22 protein-coding genes are annotated in these 20144 nt (G+C 67.2%); 21 read left to right on the forward strand and 1 reads right to left on the reverse strand.

Annotation, left to right across the window (positions count from 1 at the left end):
- Position 1: 1 nt before the first annotated feature.
- Both MTR65_RS16220 and MTR65_RS16225 read left to right on the forward strand, forming a co-directional pair.
- Positions 2-835 carry a flagellar motor protein MotB gene (locus MTR65_RS16220; protein ID WP_039388361.1) on the forward strand — a complete coding sequence of 278 codons (834 nt, stop codon included), beginning with the start codon at positions 2-4 and terminating at the stop codon, positions 833-835.
- A 205-nt stretch (positions 836-1040) separates the two neighbouring features.
- Positions 1041-1664, forward strand: coding sequence for a YceI family protein (locus MTR65_RS16225; RefSeq protein ID WP_243802029.1), 624 nt, complete (start codon positions 1041-1043; stop codon positions 1662-1664).
- 495 nt (positions 1665-2159) lie between these two features.
- On the opposite strand, the gene MTR65_RS16230 is transcribed toward MTR65_RS16225, so the two are convergent.
- Entirely contained in the window at positions 2160-2981 is an 822-nt protein-coding gene (locus MTR65_RS16230; RefSeq protein WP_243802031.1) for a flagellin N-terminal helical domain-containing protein, read from the reverse strand.
- A 271-nt stretch (positions 2982-3252) separates the two neighbouring features.
- On the opposite strand from MTR65_RS16230, the gene MTR65_RS16235 reads away from it, so the two are divergent.
- The 19 genes from MTR65_RS16235 to MTR65_RS16325 all read left to right on the forward strand — a co-directional run bounded on the left by MTR65_RS16235 (position 3253) and on the right by MTR65_RS16325 (position 19983).
- A complete protein-coding gene (locus tag MTR65_RS16235) occupies positions 3253-4557 on the forward strand; it encodes a sigma-54 interaction domain-containing protein (RefSeq protein WP_243802033.1) in 1305 nt (434 codons plus the stop codon).
- The gene (gene fliE / locus MTR65_RS16240; protein WP_039388367.1) at positions 4554-4946 is read left to right on the forward strand and encodes a flagellar hook-basal body complex protein FliE; all 393 of its coding nucleotides are present in this window, start codon (positions 4554-4556) and stop codon (positions 4944-4946) included. The genes MTR65_RS16235 and fliE overlap by 4 nt, the downstream gene beginning before the upstream one ends.
- 9 nt (positions 4947-4955) lie before the next feature.
- A complete protein-coding gene (gene fliF / locus MTR65_RS16245; RefSeq protein WP_243802036.1) occupies positions 4956-6686 on the forward strand; it encodes a flagellar basal-body MS-ring/collar protein FliF in 1731 nt (576 codons plus the stop codon).
- The gene (gene fliG / locus MTR65_RS16250; RefSeq protein WP_243802038.1) at positions 6686-7696 is read left to right on the forward strand and encodes a flagellar motor switch protein FliG; all 1011 of its coding nucleotides are present in this window, start codon (positions 6686-6688) and stop codon (positions 7694-7696) included. Before fliF ends, fliG begins: the two co-directional genes overlap by 1 nt.
- Complete coding sequence (locus tag MTR65_RS16255; RefSeq protein ID WP_243802040.1) at positions 7689-8330, forward strand: FliH/SctL family protein; 642 nt, start codon at positions 7689-7691, stop codon at positions 8328-8330. The genes fliG and MTR65_RS16255 overlap by 8 nt, the downstream gene beginning before the upstream one ends.
- Before the next feature lie 8 nt (positions 8331-8338).
- Positions 8339-9679: a FliI/YscN family ATPase gene (locus MTR65_RS16260; RefSeq protein ID WP_243802042.1), complete on the forward strand. Its 1341-nt coding sequence runs from the start codon at positions 8339-8341 to the stop codon at positions 9677-9679.
- A gap of 3 nt (positions 9680-9682) precedes the next feature.
- Positions 9683-10108: a hypothetical protein gene (locus MTR65_RS16265; RefSeq protein WP_243802044.1), complete on the forward strand. Its 426-nt coding sequence runs from the start codon at positions 9683-9685 to the stop codon at positions 10106-10108.
- Between the two features lie 1192 nt (positions 10109-11300).
- Positions 11301-12038 carry a hypothetical protein gene (locus tag MTR65_RS16270; RefSeq protein ID WP_243802046.1) on the forward strand — a complete coding sequence of 246 codons (738 nt, stop codon included), beginning with the start codon at positions 11301-11303 and terminating at the stop codon, positions 12036-12038.
- Positions 12039-12082: 44 nt separating this feature from the next.
- Positions 12083-12667 (forward strand): flagellar basal body-associated FliL family protein, encoded by a 585-nt coding sequence (locus tag MTR65_RS16275; protein WP_243802048.1) that lies wholly within the window; start codon positions 12083-12085, stop codon positions 12665-12667.
- A 7-nt stretch (positions 12668-12674) separates the two neighbouring features.
- Complete coding sequence (locus tag MTR65_RS16280) at positions 12675-13565, forward strand: flagellar motor switch protein FliM (RefSeq protein WP_243802050.1); 891 nt, start codon at positions 12675-12677, stop codon at positions 13563-13565.
- Positions 13566-13685: 120 nt separating this feature from the next.
- A complete protein-coding gene (fliN, locus tag MTR65_RS16285; RefSeq protein WP_243802052.1) occupies positions 13686-14039 on the forward strand; it encodes a flagellar motor switch protein FliN in 354 nt (117 codons plus the stop codon).
- 4 nt (positions 14040-14043) lie between these two features.
- The gene (locus tag MTR65_RS16290) at positions 14044-14319 is read left to right on the forward strand and encodes a flagellar biosynthetic protein FliO (protein ID WP_243802054.1); all 276 of its coding nucleotides are present in this window, start codon (positions 14044-14046) and stop codon (positions 14317-14319) included.
- A complete protein-coding gene (gene fliP, locus MTR65_RS16295) occupies positions 14316-15092 on the forward strand; it encodes a flagellar type III secretion system pore protein FliP (RefSeq protein WP_243802056.1) in 777 nt (258 codons plus the stop codon). Before MTR65_RS16290 ends, fliP begins: the two co-directional genes overlap by 4 nt.
- Positions 15093-15102: 10 nt before the next feature.
- The gene (locus tag MTR65_RS16300) at positions 15103-15393 is read left to right on the forward strand and encodes a flagellar biosynthetic protein FliQ (protein WP_148629326.1); all 291 of its coding nucleotides are present in this window, start codon (positions 15103-15105) and stop codon (positions 15391-15393) included.
- Positions 15390-16172, forward strand: a complete 783-nt coding sequence (gene fliR / locus MTR65_RS16305) for a flagellar biosynthetic protein FliR (RefSeq protein WP_243802059.1) — start codon at positions 15390-15392, stop codon at positions 16170-16172. Before MTR65_RS16300 ends, fliR begins: the two co-directional genes overlap by 4 nt.
- Positions 16169-17305 (forward strand): EscU/YscU/HrcU family type III secretion system export apparatus switch protein, encoded by a 1137-nt coding sequence (locus MTR65_RS16310; protein WP_243802061.1) that lies wholly within the window; start codon positions 16169-16171, stop codon positions 17303-17305. The genes fliR and MTR65_RS16310 overlap by 4 nt, the downstream gene beginning before the upstream one ends.
- Positions 17306-17363: 58 nt before the next feature.
- Positions 17364-18794, forward strand: a complete 1431-nt coding sequence (gene fliD / locus MTR65_RS16315) for a flagellar filament capping protein FliD (protein WP_243802064.1) — start codon at positions 17364-17366, stop codon at positions 18792-18794.
- A gap of 1 nt (position 18795) precedes the next feature.
- On the forward strand, positions 18796-19167 hold the full coding sequence (locus MTR65_RS16320) for a flagellar protein FliS (protein ID WP_243802066.1): 372 nt from the start codon (positions 18796-18798) through the stop codon (positions 19165-19167).
- A 210-nt stretch (positions 19168-19377) separates the two neighbouring features.
- Positions 19378-19983: a response regulator transcription factor gene (locus MTR65_RS16325; protein ID WP_239026346.1), complete on the forward strand. Its 606-nt coding sequence runs from the start codon at positions 19378-19380 to the stop codon at positions 19981-19983.
- The last annotated feature ends 161 nt before the right edge of the window (positions 19984-20144 follow it).

A 20144-nucleotide genomic window follows, 5' to 3' on the forward strand; every position in this document is an offset into this window, starting at 1 on the left:
CGTGGCGAAGAAGAAGGAGGAGCCCCTCGCCCCGATCATCGTCAAGAAGGTCACGGTGGTCGAAGGTGGCCACCACGGCGGCGCCTGGAAGGTGGCCTATGCCGACTTCGTGACCGCGATGATGGCCTTTTTCCTCCTTCTGTGGATCCTGGGCGCGACCACCGAGAAGCAGCGCAAGGGCATTGCCGACTACTTCACGCCGACCCTGGTGCAGACACGCAAGCAGTCCGCCGGTTCGGCAGGCGGCCTCCTGGGCGGCTCCTCGCTCACCGACGCCGACAATTATCCCCACGCCATGGGCCAGACCGGCACCAAGGCGCTGACCATCCCGCGCGGGCCCGAGGGCGGCCCCAAGGAGGGCGGCTCGAAGGTCAAGCGCACGACACGCGCCAAGGAATCGCTCGAAGCCAAGCTGCGCTCGTCCGAGCGGCTGCGCCGCCTCGCCAAGCAGGTGCGCCTCGTCGACACCACTCAAGGGGTACGGATAGACCTTGTCGACGACGCCGATTTTGCCATGTTCCGCCTGGGCACGACGGTCCTCACCCCCGATGCCAGCGAACTGCTGGGCGCAATCGCGCAAGCCGTGGGCCCCAACGCGGCGCAACTGACCATTCGCGGGCACACCGATGCCCTGCCCTTCCTGCCCGGCACCAAGGGCAACAACTGGTCGCTCTCGGCGGGCCGTGCCGAAGCCACGCGCCAGGCCCTTCTGCGCGACGGATTGCCCGAGGACCGTTTCCGCCGGATCGAGGGCGTCGCCGACAAGGAACTGCTGATCCCGGGCGATCCCAACGATCCGCGCAACCGGCGTATTTCGATCACTTTGCTGGACTGAACCTTACGCCTTTGCCGTGCCCGAAAGGCACGCAGATCAGCGGCTTTTCGCCTTGCAATGGATACTATTGCACGGATCCCCTTGCGTAGGCCCCGCTTGCCCTCCTAAGTCCCGGTCTCCCCGCCCAGAAATCGGCGCGGGGCTGGCGTGCGGCCGCAAGGCGCGCGCCCGGTGACTGCGACCTATCCCTCAGGAGGATCTTCCGATGCGCCGCCTTTTTCTTGCCCTGCCTGCCAGCGCCGCACTGCTTGCCGCCGCCTGCTCCTCTGCCCCTGACCAAAGCGCGCCCGAACCGCTCGCCGGAAGCTGGGAGCTGGAAAAGGACGCCTCGCGTCTTGCCTTCGTCACGATCAAGGCAGGCCAGGTCGTCGAGGCGCACAGCTTCGGCGATCTCTCCGGCACGGTTGCCGAGGACGGCATGGCCAGCTTTGCCATCGACCTCGCCTCGGTGAACACCAACGTCGAGGTACGCGATCAACGCATGCGTGACATCCTCTTCCAGGTCGCCGACTTCCCGCAGGCCAAGGTCAGCGCGCAGATCGATCCGGCCTCGCTTTCGGGCTTGGGGCTTGGTGAACAGACCATCGTTCCGGTTACCGCCACGCTTGACCTGCACGGCGAGAAGACGCCGATCGAGACCCGCCTCGCTGTGACCCGGATTGCGCCCGACAAGGTGGAAGTGGAAACGACCAGCCCGATCATCCTGGACGCGGCAAGCTACGCACTGGGCGACGGCTTGGCCCAATTGCAGGAACTGGCAGGACTGCCTGCCATCACCGCGCAGGTGCCGGTGACGTTCTCGCTGGTTTTTGACAAGATCATGACCTGAGCCGACTTGCGTTCAGGACCTATGTATTGCCGGTTTACCTGCAGGCCGGCGATACAGTTAAAGCATTGAAATACGATACGAAAGTTATCACTTTCTAATCCAGTTAAAAATATTTCATGTACAAGAGAAAACTTTGCGCGCAGACATCCCTACCTTGTGATTAACCCTCGCCGCCCACGCTTCATCACGCCTGTCAGCCCCCTCAACGCAAGGATTTCCATGTTCAAGCTGCCTCAAGTCATCCGCTGCCGTTTGGGACGCCATGCCCCAATCCGCTCCGAGGCAGTCTGGGACGGACTGCACTTCGTGGGCACATGCGAAAAATGCGGGGCATCCATCCGCCGGGTGAGCCGCGGCAAATGGAAGGCCGATTGGCTGCCGGACTGAGACACCCCGCCCCCGCCGAACGCAAAAGGGCCCGGCGGTCTGGGGAAACACCGCCGGGCCCAACTTGAGGCCTGCCTGGTCAGGGCAGGCCATGCACATTCGTCAAGATTAACGCAGCAGCGAGAGCACGTTCTGCTGGCTCTGGTTGGCCTGCGCGATCATCGCGGTCGAGGCCTGGCTCAGGATCTGCGCCTTGGCCATCTGCGTGGTCTCGCTCGAGTAGTCGGCGTCCTCGATACGCGAACGTGCGTCCGAGAGGTTGGTCACGTTGTTGGTGAGGTTGTTGATCGCCGAATCGAGGCGGTTCTGGCCAGCGCCCAGCGAAGCGCGGGTCGAGTTGACGTCGGCCAGCGCGGCATCGACGTTGTCGAGCGTGGTCGAAGCCGCAGCTGCGGTCGACACGTCGAGCGCGGTACCCAGGTTCGTCCCATCGATCGCGGTCGAGGTCAGCGTGATGGTTTCACCCGAGTTTGCACCGGTCTGGATGTCGAAGGTGACGTCCGTGCCCGACGTGGTCGAGAACAGCGTGTTGCCGTTGAACTGGGTCTGGGTGAGAACGTCGTCGATCTGCTCGGTCAGCGCGGTAACTTCCGACTGCATCGCGGTGCGGTCCGAATCCTGATAGGTACCCGAGGCCGACTGGATCGCCAGTTCGCGCACGCGCTGGAGCATGTTCGAGACTTCCGACAGACCGCCTTCGGCCGTCTGGGCAAGGCTGATGCCGTCGTTGGCGTTGCGGATGCCCTGGCTCATGCCCTTGATCTGCGAGGTCATGGAGGTGGCGATGGCAAGACCGGCCGCGTCGTCCTTGGCCGAGTTGATGCGCTTGCCGGTCGACAGGCGCTCCATCGCAGTGCCCAGCATCTTGTTCGCCGAGTTCGACGCGTTCGACGCCTTGATCGCACTGATATTGGTATTGATGACTGACATTGTAGTTAGCTCCCGTTGGCTTGTCCCGAAGCCGGACGAGCCACCCGGCCCATCCGGACTGGCTGTCAGGACCTAGACCGGCAGGACGGCGCGAAGTTTAAGCGAAAAAATTCGCCGCGTTTGCGCGCTTCGTGCTGCACTGCAGCCATCCTTCGCGATGGTTTCGCGGGGCTACGGGAATCCACAAGGCCTTAAATTCTCAAAACGTTGGCCGTTCTCGCGCGATACCCGCCTCTTGGAAATTGGTTGCTTCCACGGGGATAATAGAATCATGCCAGGTCTGACCTTCAGCCCGGAATTCGGCCGCCTTCACGGCCCGCTCGTCCAGCGCGCCAGCGCGGTCGCCGGAGGCCTGATCGACCACACCGACATCGATCTGCGCGATCACGCCGATAGCTCGTCCGCGCGTTCCACCACGCGCACGGTCACGCTCAAACGTGGTTCTGTGGCCAGCCTGTCCCATGACGCGCAGCGCGTGGACATCGGCTACGGCGATCCGCTGGGTGAGACCGCGCTGGCCATGCTGCTCGCCGCCATGGCCGCGCCCGGTGACCCGATTGCCGCCGATCCTCTCAGCCTCTCGGTCCTGGCGCTGGCCGAACGGATCGCGGCGAGCAACATTCCCGTCCTCATCAACGGCCCCACCGGCACCGGCAAGGAAGTGCTGAGCCGCTTCATCCATGCCCGCAGCGCGCGCCGCAAGGGGCCCTTCGTGGCCGTCAACTGCGCCGCGATGCCCGAGACCATGCTCGAGGCCATGCTGTTCGGCCACCGCAAGGGCGCCTTTACCGGCGCGACCGAGGCAAGCGAGGGCTTCATGCGTGCGGCCAACGGAGGCACGCTGCTGCTGGACGAAATCGCCGAACTGCCGCTTTCGCTTCAGGCCAAGCTGCTGCGCGCGCTCCAGGAACAGGAAGTCGTGCCGATCGGCTCGACCCAGGCGATCCCGCTCGACGTGCGCGTCATCGCCTGCGCCAACCGCGACCTTCCCACCGAAGTCGCCGAAGGCCGTTTCCGCGCCGACCTGTTCTACCGCCTCAATGTCTTCCCGCTCGAACTGCCCGCGCTCAAGGCGCGGCCTGAGGACATCGCGCCGCTCGCCTACGCGATGGCGCTGCGCCACGCCGAAACGCCGGGCCGGGTCCCCTGCTTCAGCGAGGCTGCGCTGGTCATGCTCAAGCTCCACGCCTGGCCGGGCAACGTGCGCGAACTGGAGAACGTGGTGCGCCGCGCGCTGCTGCTTGCCTTCGACAGCGATGTCATTACTCCGCAGCACATCGTCTTCGACAGCCCTGCACGCCTGCTCGCCCCCTTCGAGGACGAACGGCGCATCGCCGAGGCCGCAGGCGATGCTGTGACGCCCGACAGCAAGGGGCGCCTGTCCAACATCGTCCAGCAGTCCGAGGCCCGCGCCATCGTCGAGACGCTTGAGACCTGTGGCGGCAACCGCCAGCAGGCCGCACGCGAACTGGGCATTTCGGAACGCACCTTGCGCTACCGTCTCGCCTCGCTGCGCGAAGCCGGGATCGAGATCGGCCGCGCCTGCGGTGCCCGCGCCGCCGGAGGCCGTCGATGAGTACGGTCTCTCCTGTCAGTGCCCGCGAAGGCGGCATCCAGCAGATCATGGACATGCGCGCGCAGATCATCGAGCGTAACCAGACCCTGCGCGCGATCCATTCGCCCGAAGGCCCCTCGGTGGCGGGCACGGGCCTCCTTCCCGCACCCACCGGCAACGGTGCGCCCGCGCCCGGCTTTGCCGACACGCTGCGCTCCGCGCTTGAGGGCGTCAACTCGGTGCAGTCCCGCGCCGAAACGCTCTCCAGCGCGTACCAGACCGGCGAGGTTACCGATGTCGCGCAGGTCATGCTTGCGCGCCAGGAAGCGGGCATCGCCTTCGAGGCGACGATGCAGGTGCGCAACAAGCTCCTGAGCGCGTACCAGGACATCATGCGGATGGGGGTCTGACGTTAAGCCATGGCCGACCTCGTCCCCGCCCCCGCCGGCGGCGCGCAACTGCCCGCCGCGCCTTCGCTCTTCTCGCCCTTCACCGACCCTGCCGGCGGGCCTGTCCTTACGCGCCTCTCGGCCTTCACCGCGCAGCCTGCCGTGCGCAAGGTCCTGCCGGTCTTCGTCGGGCTTGCCGCGATCGGCGCTGCGCTCCTGACCTGGAGCGCGATGGCCCCTGATCCCCAGCGTGTGCTCTACGCCCAGCTCGGCGACAGCGAACGCGCCAGCGTCGCCGCCGCGCTTGACCAGGCCGCGATCGACTACCGCATCGACAATTCCACGGGCGCACTGACCGTGGCCGAGGGCGACTTCTATCGCGCGCGCATGCTGGTCGCCTCGGACGGCGCGCTCGCTGTGCCCGAAAGCGGCGCCCAGATGCTCGACAGCCTGCCGATGGGTGCCAGCCGCACGCTCGAGGGCGAGCGCCTGCGCGCCGCGCGCGAAGCCGACCTGCAGATGACCATCCGCGAGATCGATGGCGTCGAAAGCGTGCGCGTGCACTTGGCCGCAGGCGAGAAATCGGTCTTCGTGCGCGACAACGTGCCCCCGTCCGCCTCGGTCATGGTGCGCCTCGCCCGGGGCCGCAGTCTGACTGACGGGCAGGTCAGCGCCGTGGTCAACCTCGTCGCGGGCTCTGTGCCGGGCCTCTCGCCCGATGCCGTGCGGGTGATCGACCAGCACGGACGCCTCCTCTCGCAGCTGGGCCAGGGCGTCGATTCCGACCGGCTCGACCTCCAGGCCCGAATGGAAGCCAAGCTGCGCGAACAGGTCGCCCAGTTGCTCTCCCCCATGCTCGGTGAAAGCAACTTCACCTCCGAGATCCAGGTCGACCTCAACATGGATGAGGTGACCTCCGCGCGCGAGAGCTACGACAAGGACGGCGTCGTGCGCAGCGAGACGCAGCAGCAGTCGCAATCCAGCACCGGAGGTGCCGCGGTGGGTGTCCCCGGCGTACTCGCCAACACGCCCCCGCCGCAGACCCAGGCCCAACCGGGCGCGCCACAGGGCACCCAGGGACAGGCTCAGGGCGCTCAGACACCGCCCCCGACAAATGGCGAAAGCTCGTCGAGCCGCACTTATGAACTGGGCCGCGAAGTCTCGGTCTCGAACACGGGTCCCGGCCGCGTCCAGCGCCTCTCGGTCGCTGTCGCGATCAGCGCGGACGCCATGGAAGGCGCCAACCAGCAGCAGCTCGCCGACCTCGAGGCCCTCGTCAGCGCGGCGGTCGGCGCGAACCCGCAGCGCGGCGATGTCGTCAAGGTCATCACCCGCGCCTTCGAGGTCACGCCCGAAACCGCCCTGCCCTTCTACGAGACAAGCTGGTTTGCCATGCTCGTGCGCAACGGGGCGGCCGTCATCGCGGTACTGCTTGTCCTGCTCCTGGGCGTACGCCCGATGGTCAAGGCCGTGCGCGGCGACAAGGTGAAGGGTGCCAAGGGCAAGAAAGGCAAGAAAGCCAAGGGCGCCGCCGAGGACGAGGACGCGCCCGCCGCGCTCGAGGCTCCGGCCATCCCCGCGGAACGCCCGACAATTCCGGGCACCGAGGAGGAAGAGGAATACGTGCCGCGCGCCGAGCTCCTCAACCGCCAGATCACGCTCGCCCGCGGGCTCGTCGCCGAGAACCCGGGCGGCGCGGTGCAGGCGCTGCGCCAGATGCTTAACCACATGCCCACAGAAGATGAGGCAAAGGCGGCCTGATGAGCGAGGCAGCCCCCTTCGAGGCGGCCGACAACGCCGCCGTGATGATGATGTTGCTGGACGAGGAACAGACCAGCCGCATCCTCGCCGAACTGGAGCCCGACGAGTTGCGGCTCCTGGGCGAAAAGATGTGCGCACTGGGTGACATCGGCCCAGACGTCATCGCCGAGGCCCTGACCGGGTTCCTGGAAAAGACCGAGGCGCTCGGCCTGCCCTCGCACGACCGGGTTGGGCAGGTGCGCATGATGATGCACCGCGCGCTGGGCGAGGTGAAGACCGACAACCTGATGCAGCGCATCGTGCCGCCCGACGCCCCCAAGGGCTCGATGGTGGAGCTGGCGCGCTGGCTCAATCCCTCCGCGCTGATCCCACTCATCAAGGACGAGCATCCCCAGGCGATCGCCGTGCTGCTGGTCCAGCTCGATCCGCTGGTCGCCGCCGAGGTTCTCCACGGTCTGCCGCCCGAGCAGCACTCGGAAATCATCCACCGCGTGGCAACCATCGGTCCGGTCTCGCCCCAGGCCATCGCCATGCTGGAAGAGCTGCTCAGCCAACGCATCACCCAGTGCCATGGCAGCCGCCCCCTGCAGATGGGCGGCATGAAGGAGGCCGCCGAGATCATCAACGGAGTGGGCAAGGTCGTCGAGAAGCGCGTGATGAGCGAGATCGCCAAGAAGGACAAGGCACTGGCCAAGAAGCTGGAAGAGGAGATGTTCAAGTTCGAGCACCTCTTCGTGCTCGATCCCCAGCAGATGGGCGTGCTCCTGCGCGATGTCGGCAACGACACGCTGATCGATTCGCTCAAGGGCATTTCGGAAGAGGAGCGCGAGTTCTTCTTCCGCGCCATGTCCAGCCGCGCCGCGGACGGCGTCAAGGACGAGATCGCCGCGCGCGGGCGCACCAAGCTGGCCGACGTTGTCGCCGCGCAGAAGGAAGTTGTCGCCATTGCCCGCAAGCTGGTGGCCGACGGCTCGCTGATCCTGGGTTCGGGAGACGGTGAATATGTCTGATCTGGGCTTTGCCTTTCCCCGTCCGGGCTTCAAGCTGATCGAGCCTTACGCCGAACGGCGCGGCTTCACGCCCGACTTGCGCTACGGCGGCAATCTGCGCAGCGCCGAAGCAAACGACGCGCAGGCTTCCTCCCACGAAGACACCGCGCCGGAAGGGGATACCCCGGACCCGCTCGCAGAGGCCTTCACCCAGGGCTTCACCGCCGGTTTCGAACAGGCCCAGCAAGCCGCCGCGCAAAAGCAGGGGGCCGACGAGGCGGCGCGCGAGGCGCTGTGCCTCTCGCTCACCCGGCTCGACGCCGAACTGGAAGAGCAGCTGCGCCTGCGTCTGCGTGAAACGGTCGCGGCGCTGTGCGAAAGCGCGCTGGCCCCGCTCGCGCTCGATGCCGAGGCGCTCGAACGGCGCGTCGCCCGCGCCGTCGCCATGCTCGCGCGCGCTGACGACGAGCGCGTGATCCGTCTCAACCCCGAAGACATGGCGCTGGTCTCCCCCCGCCTTGCCGAGCAGTGGACGCTCCAGGCTGACCCCAAGCTCGAACGCGGGGCCCTGCGCATCGAGACCGCCAGCGGCGGGATCGAGGACGGCCCGGCCGCCTGGCGCGAGGCCATCGCCGAAGCGCTGCACGACTGCTGAGCGGCCTCATGCTGGAGATGTGCGAAGCTATCCTGCGCGACCTGGCCACAGAGCCGGTCGACCTCGCCCCGCGCCGCTTCGGCTATGTCACGGCCTGCGACGGAGGGCTGCTCGAAGTGAGCGGCCTTGCAATCCCGGTGGGCGCGATGTGCCGGGTTGCGGACGGGCGCAAGGCGCCGCTGCTCGCCGAAGTCATCGGCTTTCGCAACGGGCGCACGATGATGATGATGCTGGGCGACACGATCCTGCTGCGCCCCGGCGCCCGGGTCATTCCCGAGGGGCGCCCGGGCATGCTGCCCGTGGGCGAGGCGTTCCTGGGCCGCGCGGTCGATGGCGAGGGCGTTCCCATCGACGGCGGCCTCCCCATCCACACGCGCGGCGAGTGGCCCGCGGGCGGCGTGCGCACCTCCGCGCTCGATCGCAGCCCGGTCCGCGTGCCCTTCGACACCGGCGTGCGCGCGCTCAACGCGCTCACCACCTTTGGTGTGGGCCAGCGTATCGGCGTCATGGCCGGTTCGGGCGTGGGCAAGTCGGTGCTGATCGACATGATCGCGCGCGGCGCCTCGCTTGCCCGCAATGGCGCGGACGTGGTCGTGGTCGGCCTCATCGGCGAGCGCGCCCGCGAGGTCTCGGACTTCGTCGAGCGGCACATGAACGCGGCCATGAAGGAAAAGACCGTGGTCGTTGCAGTTCCGGCCGACCATGCCCCCAACCTGCGCCTGCGTGGAGCCATGCTGGCAACCTCGATGGCCGAACATTTCCGCGCGCGGGGGCGCAAGGTCCTGCTCATCATGGACAGCCTGACCCGCGTCGCCCACGCCGCGCGCGAAATCGGCCTTCTGCTGGGAGAACCCGGCGCGGCGCGCGGCTATCCCCCGTCCGCGCTCGCCACGATCACCAAGCTGGTCGAGCGTGCGGGCAACTCGGCGGCCTCAGGGGGCTCGGTCACCGGGCTCTACACCGTGCTCGCCGATGGCGACAATCAGGACGATCCGGTCGTCGACACCGCGCGCTCGATCCTCGACGGGCACATTGTGCTCAGCCGCGAACTGGCCCAACGCGGGCAATATCCGGCCATCGACATTGCCGCCTCGCTCAGCCGCGTGATGAACGACATCGTGCCCGAGGAGCATCAGAAGCTTGCCCGCACCTTCCGCGCGCTGACGGCCAGCTACGAGGCCAACCGCGATCTCGTACTGATGGGCGCCTACCGCCCCGGCGCCGATGCCCAGCTTGATCGCGCAATTGCCATGACCGGCAAGTTGACGGCCTTCCTCGCGCAAGGGGCCGGCGAAGTCGTGCCGCTCAAGGACAGCGCCACCCAGCTCGAAGCCCTGCTCGCAAGCTGATCGATGACCGACGCCCACAAGCGCCTTGCCCGCCTGCGCCGTCTGGAAAAGGTGCGCGACATCGCCCGCCAGACCGCTGCGGCCGAGGCCGCAAAAGCCGAGGGGACCCTGGCCCAGCTCCAGGCCCTGACCGAACGCACCCGCCGCCTTGCCGAAGAATACGCCACACGCCGCACCGCGACCGATGGCGCGGCGCTGCACCAGATCGGGCGTTTCGTCTCCGGCCTCCAGACCCTTTCGCGCACGACCCAGGGCGATGCCGAGCGCGCGCACGCCATTGCCGATGCCAAGCAGAAGCACCTAGCCGAGGCCGAACGCCGCCGCGCCGCCATCGAGGAACGTGCGGCCCTCCAGGAACGCATGATCGCCAAGCAGGCGGCAACGCCCGTTCTCTCCGCCCGCCGCGCGAATGGCACGGAGCTTGAATAGTCCTCCCCATGGCAAGCCCAAGGACCCGTATTCGATGATCCCTCCGCACGCACCTTCCCAAGGCCTCGGCCTTCTCCGGACGATCCTGAACGGCTCCGCCACGCTTGGCGCGGGTTCCGGCGGCGTGCCCGGAGAGCGCGGCACCGGCGCGAACTTCTCGGCTACATTGCAGGGACTTGCCTTGTTTGAGGGGGAGACGGCCCCGGCCCCTGCCACCCTTCCCGCCCCGGACATGGCCATGCCAGATCCTCTCCGGGCGCAGACGCCGGGCACCGAGGCCATGCCCTCGATCACGCCCCTGCCGGGCGGCAATCCCTTGCCGTCCATCGGTGATCCGCTGCCGCCAGCCGCGCCGCAGGAGCTTGGCGCAGCCCCGGACAGCGCACCGCAGGACGTGACGGGAGAAGTCTCTCCGGGCGGACCGGACCTGCCCGCACCGCTCACGCCGCCATGGCTCGCCTTGCTGGTCGACGTGCCCGTTCCGCCTGTCGCCGCTTCGCCTGCGCCGCCCACTCCGACAGGCTCTGTTTCGCACGTCGCCGTATCGGCTGCCTCGCCCTCTCCGGCGAGCTCCGTCCCGCACATCGCCGCATCGCCTGCAGCGCCCTCTCCGGCGGGCCCTCTCCCGCACGTCGCCGCATCGCCTGCCTCGCCCCCTGCGGTGGGTTCTGTCCTGCCGCTCCGCGCATCGTTGGTTCCAAGCGTCCCTTCCGTGCCGACAGGCCGACAAACGTCTGGGGAAGGCTCCTCCGGAGGCGCCCTTGCCGGAACGATTGCCCGGCTGCAAATGCCTGCCGAGCCGACGCAGCCCCCCGTGACACCCGCCTTCGACGCGGCCACGCGACCGGTTCAGATGTCGTCTGCGAAGGAGGCCACTCCGGTCCGCCCTGTCGCCCTCTCCCGGCAAGGCGCCGAGCCCCCGGCGTCGCGCGCCCAAGGCATGGAAGATCTGGCCCAAGAGGTACCGGTCACCCGACGCTTGGCCCTTTCCCCGGTGACCCTCCTGCACAGGCCTACCCTGCATAGGCTTGCCCCCGCACAGCCTGGTCTTCCCGTTCCGACCTCGGCACACGCCCAATCGGATGCGCAGCTTGCACAGACGCCCACGCCACCGGTCCCGCCTCCCGCAAAGGGGATTGCAGCCACTCTCGCCATGGTGCGGGCGGATCGCCCGGTCCAGGACGGCGAGTTCGTGCCCCAGCCCCCCATGGCGGTCGCCTCCGCAAGTGCCGTCAAGGAGGAAGGCCGCTCCCTCTCCGCCCGCGCGCCCGAGAAGGCAGCGGACACCGCCATGCCGTCAGGCGCTTCTCCAGTGCCCGCACCCGTCAGCACCCCGCCGCAGCCAAGCGCGCCGTTCGCGCCGATCATGGTACAGGGATCAGATGCGCCCGCCCTTCAGGGGGCGGAGATACAAGCGCCCCTGCGCGCCGAAACCCCGCACGATTTCGACACGCTGCTCGGGCGCCTTCACGAAGCGCGCGAAGCGCAAGCGCCGCAGGTCGTGCGCACGTCTCTGGTCCATGCCCAGTTCGGGCATGTCGCCTTGCAACTTCGCCCGGATGAGACCGGGATGAGCGTCTCCCTGCGCAGCGCCGATCCCGATTTTGCCGCCTCCGTACAGGGAGCCGCCGCACAGGTGCTGGCCGCCTCCAGCACGCAGGGGAGCGACACACCGCGCGAGAATCCCTTCCAGCAGTCCTCCGGGCAACAGGGGCAGAACACCGCCACTTCCCCGAACGGACAGGACCACAAGGGCGGGCAAGGCTTCGCCCAAAGCGCGGGGCAGGCGCGGGAGGATGGTCAAGCGTCCGGCTCCTCCGGGACGCCGCGTTCCGGTGGGCGCGAAGGCTCCGACACGCCTGCCAGGGGCACCCCTGCCCGTTCATCCGACCGCCCGGCCCGCGACACGCGCGGCGGCGTCTACGCCTGATGACAGGTACGCCTGATGACAGGCCCCAGCGAGGAAATCTCTGAATGAGCGACAAGGCAGACAAGGACGACAAGCCCAAGGGCAAAGGCAAGATGGGCCTCATCCTCGTGGCCGTCGCCATGCTCATCGTGGGCGGGGGCGGCGCGGCAGGTGCCATGATGTTCCTGGGCGGCGGCCATTCGGAAGGCCACGAGCCCAAGGGCCCGCAACTTGTCCGCAAGGGCGAAGTCGACCCCTATGCCCCGCCTGCGGGCGAAGGCGAGGAAGAAGGCGGCGGCGGCCATGAGGAGCACGGCGACGGCGGCGATGAATACCGCACCGCCTATTACACGTTCAAGGACGAGTTCACCTCGAACCTCAAGGATTCCGATGCGCTGGTCCAGTTGGCGCTGGCCTGCTCGACCCGCCGCGACGGACGCGTCTTGCAATGGCTGGCCAAGCACGAACTGGCGATCCGCTCGAACATGCTCTCCGTCATCGCCGACACGCACGAGGACGACATGTTCACCATCAAGGGCAAGGACAAGCTGCAGAAGCGGCTGACCAAGACCATCAACGACGTGCTCAAGAAGAAGGAAGGCTATGGCGGCGTCGATGCCGTCTACTTCCGCACGCTGATCATCCAGTGAGGTCGGGATGAACGCGACCTCGGATAGGGCCCCGGTGAAGGCGAAGCACGCAACCGAACTTCTCGGCAAGGCACCGTCGATCGACGAGCTGGTGCCTGCGCTTTCGTTCCTGGGCGAGCGGCTGGTGCGTATCCTGCCCGGCGAGCTGGCCCGCATTTCCGGCGGCGATCCCCCCGTGGTGCGCGCCGGGATGCCGATGGATACGACGCTGGGCGGTATCCAGTCCGAACTCGAAACCCTCGCCGCCCACGCCCTGCTCGGCGCGGGCCCCAAGAACCTGCCGCTGCTTGCCACTTTCGAGGCCGCACCGGTGTTCCGCCTCGTTGACCGCGCGTTCGGCGGCAATGGCGTGGTGCCCGATCCCCTGCCCGACCGCTTCCCGGTCTCGGCCGAGCTGCTGCTCGCGCGGATCGAGGGGGCGATTGCGGCAACGCTCAGCCAGCTGTTCTCGCACGAGACGGCAACGCTTGTGCGCCCCTTGCGCCGCGACACCAGCCTGCGCCAGCTCGATCCTTTCGACATGCGCGCCGACCTCCTCCAGCTCTCGCTCGACATCGAGGAAGCGGGCGCGGAACCCTGGACGCTGAGCCTCGCCTTTCCGGTCACCACCCTAGGCCCCCTGCTGCTGCCCCAGCGCAAGCCCGCGCGCCCCCGCGCGGCCCCGCGCAAGGCCGGTCCCACCGAGGAACCCTTCGCCTCGCTCATGCTCGAACTCACCGCCGTCCTTGTCGACATGCCCATGCCCATGCGCCGTCTCTCGGCGCTGCGTCCGGGCGACGTCATCCCGGTTCCGGTCAGCCGGGCCGTGCCGCTCATGGCGGGGGGACAGATCATTGCCACCGGCACTGTCGGAGAACTGGACGACATGGTCGCCGTCCAGGTCGGACAGGCCTTCTGAACGCCCGCCCCGCCCACGCCGTCTGCACAGCGGCACGGACGGGACGGGCACTGCCACCACGCCGGTGCGGTCACACCTGCGTCTTCAACTGGGGAACCCTTTAGCCATGACGAAAACGCCATGACAGCGCCGCCACGAAAGCACCCGCGCGGCTTTGAATTCCTGCGCGATGTCGACGTGCGCGTCTCGGTCGAACTCGGCCGGTCGCAGATGAAGCTCAAGGACGTCCTTGCGCTCGGCCCGGAAAGCCTGGTCGTGCTCGACCGGATGACCGACGAGCTGCTCGACATCCTCGTCAACGGCAAGCCCATCGCGCGCGGCGAGGTCATCTCGCACAACGGGCGATTTGGCCTACGCATCGTCGAGATGGTCGGCGACGAGGACGAAAGCGAGGACGGCGATCCGGCGGTCGATTCCGCCCTGCCGCTCCCCGGCGCGGCGGGTGGCAAGGCCACCCAGACCAGCGGGGAGTAGAGCCATGCTCTGGTATGTCCTCAAGCTCGTGATCCTGCTGCCGCTGATCGCGCTCCTCGCCTGGGGCGCGCTGACGCTCGCCCGCAAGGTCCAGCAGCGCGCCGGCATCAACAGTGGCGCGCGCTCCATCCGCATCGTCGAGACGACCATGCTCTCGCCCACGCTCAAGCTGGCGGTGATCGAGTTCCATGGCCGCGAGATCCTCGTCTCGGCCTCGCGCCATGGCCTGACACGGCTGGCCGAGGCGCCCGCACGCGCCACCTTCGAGGTGATCGAATGAGACGCCCGTTTGCGCTCGCGCTTGCAGGCGCGATCCTGGCCGTCACGCTCCTTCCCACGCTTGCCCACGCGCAGGAGGCCATCCCTGGCGCGCTCGACCGCGCCTTCGAGCAGATCGGCGGTACTGGCGACGGCCCCGGCGGGCCGGGCATGAGCATGTCGCTCCAGCTGCTCCTCATCATGGGGCTGCTGACGATCCTGCCCAGCCTCGTCCTGATGATGACGAGCTTCACGCGCATCCTCGTCGTGCTCGCCATCCTGCGCCAGGCCATCGGCCTCCAGCAGTCCCCACCCAACCAGGTGCTGATCGGGCTTGCCATGTTCCTCTCGCTCTTCGTCATGGCCCCGACGCTCGACCGCGTGAACGAGACCGCGATCGCCCCTTATGCGGCGGACCAGATCAACGCACAGGAGGCCATCGCCAACGCAGGGACCGAGTTTCACGCCTTCATGGTGCGTCAGACGCGCGAGCGCGACCTCACCATGTTCGCCGAGATGGCCAACGCGCCCCAGTTTGCCTCCAGCCGCGAGGTGCCCTTCTCGATCCTCCTGCCCGCCTTTGTCACCAGCGAGCTCAAGACCGCCTTCCAGATCGGCTTCATGCTATTCCTGCCCTTCCTCGTCATCGACCTCGTGATCTCCTCGGTGCTGATGTCGCTGGGCATGATGATGATGAGCCCGATGGTGGTCTCGATGCCCTTCAAGCTCCTGCTCTTCGTCCTCGTCGACGGGTGGGCGCTGATGATGGGCTCGCTCGCGGCCAGCTTCGCCTGAGGCGCGTGCCATGGAAGACATCACCAACCTTCTCGCGCTCGCGGACAAGATGCTGTGGGTCACCGCCCTCGTCGCCGCGCCAGTGCTGCTTTCCGCCCTTGCGGTGGGCCTGGCGGTGGGCCTGGTCCAGGCGGCGACCTCGGTCAACGAGCAAACGCTCACCTTCGTCCCCAAGCTCGCCGTCGTCGCGCTTGTCCTTGTCCTGATGGGCTCTTCGATGATGACGCTGGTGGGCGACTTCGCGCAGGAAATCTTCGCCCAGATCGCGCGCATGGGTCAGGCCGAGCAGGTCATCCCGTGATCCAGCTCGACTTCGGCTTCGGCGCGCTGGAGGACGAGTTCTGGCGCATGCTCTTCGTGATGACCCGCATTGGCGCCGCGCTTGTCGCCGCGCCCTTGTTCGGCATCCCCAGCGTGCCCCCACAGCTGCGCGTGATCGGTGCGGGGGCGCTCGCCGTTCTGGTCTGCGCCTGGACAGAGGTTGCCGTGCCCGCCGCGCTCTTCTCGCTTCCCGGCCTGCTGGCCGTGCTGGGCGAAGTCGTGATCGGCCTGGCGCTCGGCTTCGTGCTCCAGCTTGCCTTTGCCGCCCCCGTCATTGCCGCCGAGGTCATCGGCGGCTCGATGGGAATGAACATGGCGGTTGCGGTCGATCCCAATTCGGGCACCCAGTCCCCCGCGCTCGGCCAATACTTCGCGGTTGTCCTGACGATGATCTTCCTGGGACTGGGCGCGCACCTGCAATGGTTCGCCCTCATCGTGGAAAGCTACCGCACCTTTCCTCCGGGCGAGACCTGGCTGGGCACCGGACGTTTCGCCCTCATCGCCGGGTTTGGCGTGCAGATGTTCGCGACCGCCGCGACCATCGCGCTGCCGGTCTGCCTGGTCCTCCTCACCGTACAGCTGGTGACAGGCGTCCTCAGCCGCTCGGCCCCTGCGCTCAATCTCTTCTCGCTGGGCCTGCCCGCAGGGATCCTCGGCGGCCTCGCCGCGCTCCTCGTCTCCGCGCCGGTTCTCACCGATCTCGTCACCCGCCTCTCGCGCGAGGCGATCCTCAATGCGGCCCAGGTGATCGCGCCATGAGCGAGAGCGACGGCGAGAAGAGCTTTGCCCCCACACAAAAGCGCAAGCGCGATGCCGCCAAGAAGGGCGACGTCATCCGCTCGCGCGAGTTGGGGACCGCGGGCGCGGTCGCCATCGGCGCGATCTGGCTACTGCTGGCGGGGCCCTGGCTGCTGGAGCGTCTCGTGCGCGTGCTGCGCTCGGGGTTCCTGTTCACGCCCGGCGCCATTGATGACTTCACCCCCGGCACCCTCCTCATCCAGGCGCTGATTGCCGCCCTCCCCCCGGTGTTCCTCCTGGGGGTCAGCGTGATGCTCGTCAGCCTTCTCTCCCAGCTGGGGTTCGGCGAAGGCCGCTGGCTGGCCTCGAACCTGGCCTTCAAGGGCTCGCGCATCGATCCCATGAAGGGCCTGAAGCGCATGTTCGGGCCCAATGGCCTGATCGAGATGGTGAAGGGCCTCGCCAAGGTGACGCTGCTGGGCACCATCGCCTGGGTGTGGGCCAGCGACCGGCTGGAAACGCTCGCCCGATTGGGTCGGGGCAACCTCCTGCAGGAGCTTTCCTATGCCTGGGAAGAGCTTGTCCTCCTGCTCTTCTGGCTCGCCGCAGGCCTCACGCTGATCGCTCTGCTCGACCTGCCCGTCCAGCTGTTTCGCCGTCTGATGCGCCTCAAGATGACGCTGCAGGAAGTACGCGACGAACAGAAGGACAGCGAAGGCGCGCCCGAAAAGAAGGCCGCGATCAAGGACCGCCAGCGCAAGATCGCGATGGGCGCCCTCATCCCCGCGATGCAGGAAGCGAGCTTCGTTCTCACCAACCCCACGCACTTTTCCGTGGCCCTGTCTTGGAACCCCGATAAGGCGCCTGCGCCTATCCTCGTCGCCAAGGGGCGCGGCGAGAAGGCCATGGCGATCCGCGAACTGGCCGCCGAATACGCCGTGCCCACGCTGGAATACCCCGCGCTCGCGCGCTCGGTCTATTACAGCACCCGGGAGAAGCGCATGATCCGCGAGGAACATTACGTCGCCGTAGCCGCGATCCTGGCCTTCGTCATGGCCCTGAAGCGCGGCGAGACACGCACCCGCCCCGCTGTTGCAGTGCCTGTCACCCTGCGCTTCGACAGCGAGGGCCGCCTGGAATCGGCAGGCCCGTGATGCCTGCCTTGCACGTCGCCGCCCTTAACCTGCCCTTCGTGGAGCCGTTCTTTCTGCCATGAGCACGATCAACAACTCCCCCACCGCCACCAGCTCGCTGGTCACCGCCCTCGGCGGGGGCAGCGGCATCGACATGCTCGACCTCGCCAACAAGCTGGCGCAGGCGCAGTTTGCCAACAAGGTCAACCGGCTCGACACCCGCAGCGAGACGCTGGAAGCCCAGATCTCCTCGGCGTCCGACATCCGCTCGATGATGCTCGCGCTCGACACCTCGCTGGGTACGCTGATCCGCACCGGCGACCTCGCCCGCACGCCCAGCGTCGCCAACAGCTCGGTCGCCTCGGCCTCGCTGACCGGCACGTCACTGCCCAAGGGCAGTTACGATCTGGAAGTCACGCGCCTCGCCAGTGGCCAGAACATCGCCAGCAACGCCTATAACTCGGCCTCCGACACGGTGGGCGCCGGCACCCTGACCCTACGCTTCGGCACGGTTTCGGGCAGTACCTTCACCGAGGATACCGGACACGCCGCCGTCGACATCACCATCGCCAGCGGTGCGACGCTCTCCGACGTCGCCAGCGCCATCAACGGCGCCAATGCCGGCGTGCAGGCCTATGTCGCGCAGACCGTCGACGGCGCCCAGCTTGTCCTCAAGGGCCAGAACGGCGCGGCCAACGGGTTCATCCTGGAGGCGGCCGAGGACGGAGCCGAACCGGGCCTTGCCAACCTAGCCTGGAACCCGTCCTCCACCAATGGCGAGCTCCTCGCCAGCGCCGTGGATGCGGCCTTCTCGGTCGACGGGCTCGACTACACCTCCACCTCGAACACGGTCAGCGACGTCATTCCCGGCGTGCGCCTCCAGCTTTCGGGCACCAATATCGGCGCGCCCACGCGCGTCTCGTTCGCCGATCCGGGCCCCAGCATCTCCAGTTCGATGCAGGACCTGACCGATGCGCTGAACGAGGTCATGTCCGCGCTCAACGCGGCGACCGCCATCGGCGGCGAACTGGCGGGCGACCGCGGCGCCCGCGCGCTCAAGCGCGCCTTCTCGGGCCTCGCGAGCAGCACCATCATGCCCAACGCCACGGGGACCGCGCGCACGCTTGGCGACCTGGGCCTCAAGACCGAACGCAACGGCACCTTCACGCTCGATACCGAGCGGCTCGCCGCGACCATGGAAGCCGATCCGGAAGGCGTCGCGGCCATGTTCACGACCGGCGTTCACGGTGTCTACGCCAGCATCAACCGCATCTACCGCGACGCCTCCTCCACCACGAGCCTCAACTCGCTGGGCTCTTCGATCCGCCGGTACACCAAGCAGCTCACCGACATTTCGGAGAGCCGTACCGAGATCGCCGAGCAGCAGGAAAAGCTGCGCGCGCGCCTTGCCGGCCAGTTCACGACCTCGGAAAGCCGCATCGGCATGCTGAACTCGACAATGGCCATGCTGGAAAACCAGATCGCCCAGTGGAACCGTTCGGACAGCTGACATGCTTGGACGCGTCACCCCTCACGAAGCCTATCGGCGCGTCGACTTCGACGCCCGCGTCAACGGCGCCGACCGCACCGAACTGGTGCATCTGTGCTATGAACATCTCGTCAGTGCGCTGGGCACCGCGCTCCACGCCGACTCCATCGGCGATGGCGAACTGAAAAGCCGCTCGATGACCCGCGCCCTGACCGCCGTTACCGCCTTGCAGATGGGCGTCTCAGGCGACAGCGGGATCGCCTCGGCGCTGAACCAGCTCTACGCCGCCGCGCGGCGCACGATCCTGGATAGCGCGACGACTTTCGCGCGCGACCGGATCGATGCCCTGCGCAGCGATTTCCTGGAAATCAGCCAGGCCATGCAGACCGGCTGATCCCGCCGCGTTTACCACCTAGCGCCCCAATTTTTTGGCGCATTCTCCATCTACCACCATTTCGGCGGCCCGGATTTCCTGACCTCCCGTTGATTTCTCGGTAATTTCCCTCGGAGCGCCCCCCAAAACCTCGACATCGGACGGGAAACCGCAGGAAAACACCCCGATTTGCGATATCTCCCTAAGCAGAAATAAGAAGGGAGAATTATCTTGGAACAGGGTATCTCGAACCTCATCCTGATCGACAGGGACATGCGCCGCCGCGCCACCATCAGCCATGCGCTGTCTTCGGCCAACATTCACGTCGAACCCTTTGAAAACCTCTCCGAACTGACCTCCAGCTGGCCGCGCTCGGGCATCATCCTGATCCATGACGATGCCGGCGCCATCGACGAACTGATCGAAAACATGTCCCAGCATGGCGAATGGTTTCCAATCATCGCCTTCAGTGAAAACCCGGCCGCCCAGCGCATCGTCGGCGCCATCCTCGACGGCGCGATCGATTACATTGCCTGGCCCATCACCGCGCCCGAGCTTAACGAAACGCTCGATCGCGCCATGCGCCGGGCCGAAAGCGTGGGCAACGCCAAGCTGCGCGAGATCATGGCCCGCGCCCGCGTGGACCGCCTCACCCGCCGCGAACGCGAAGTCCTTGGCGGTGTCGCCAGCGGCCTGTCCAACCGTCTCATCGGGGAAAAGCTCTCGATCAGCCCCCGCACGGTGGAGATCCACCGCGCCAACATGCTCAACAAGCTGGGCGCAAACCACACCTCCGATGCCATCCGCATCGCCATCGAAGCGGCCATGGTCCACTAACCAGGTCGCAGGCAGAGGAAATCGGAAGAACCGGAAGACGGGAATGCCTTTTGCCAAGGGTTATCCGTCCTTGCTTCAAATTCATTGATCTTACGCTTTTGAACAAGGGCGGCGCACGCAAGGTGAGGCCGACAGTTCGGGGAGCCCGAGGGCGATGGCCC

It is taken from the genome of Novosphingobium mangrovi (genome assembly GCF_022818885.1).
GTDB lineage: Bacteria > Pseudomonadota > Alphaproteobacteria > Sphingomonadales > Sphingomonadaceae > Novosphingobium > Novosphingobium mangrovi.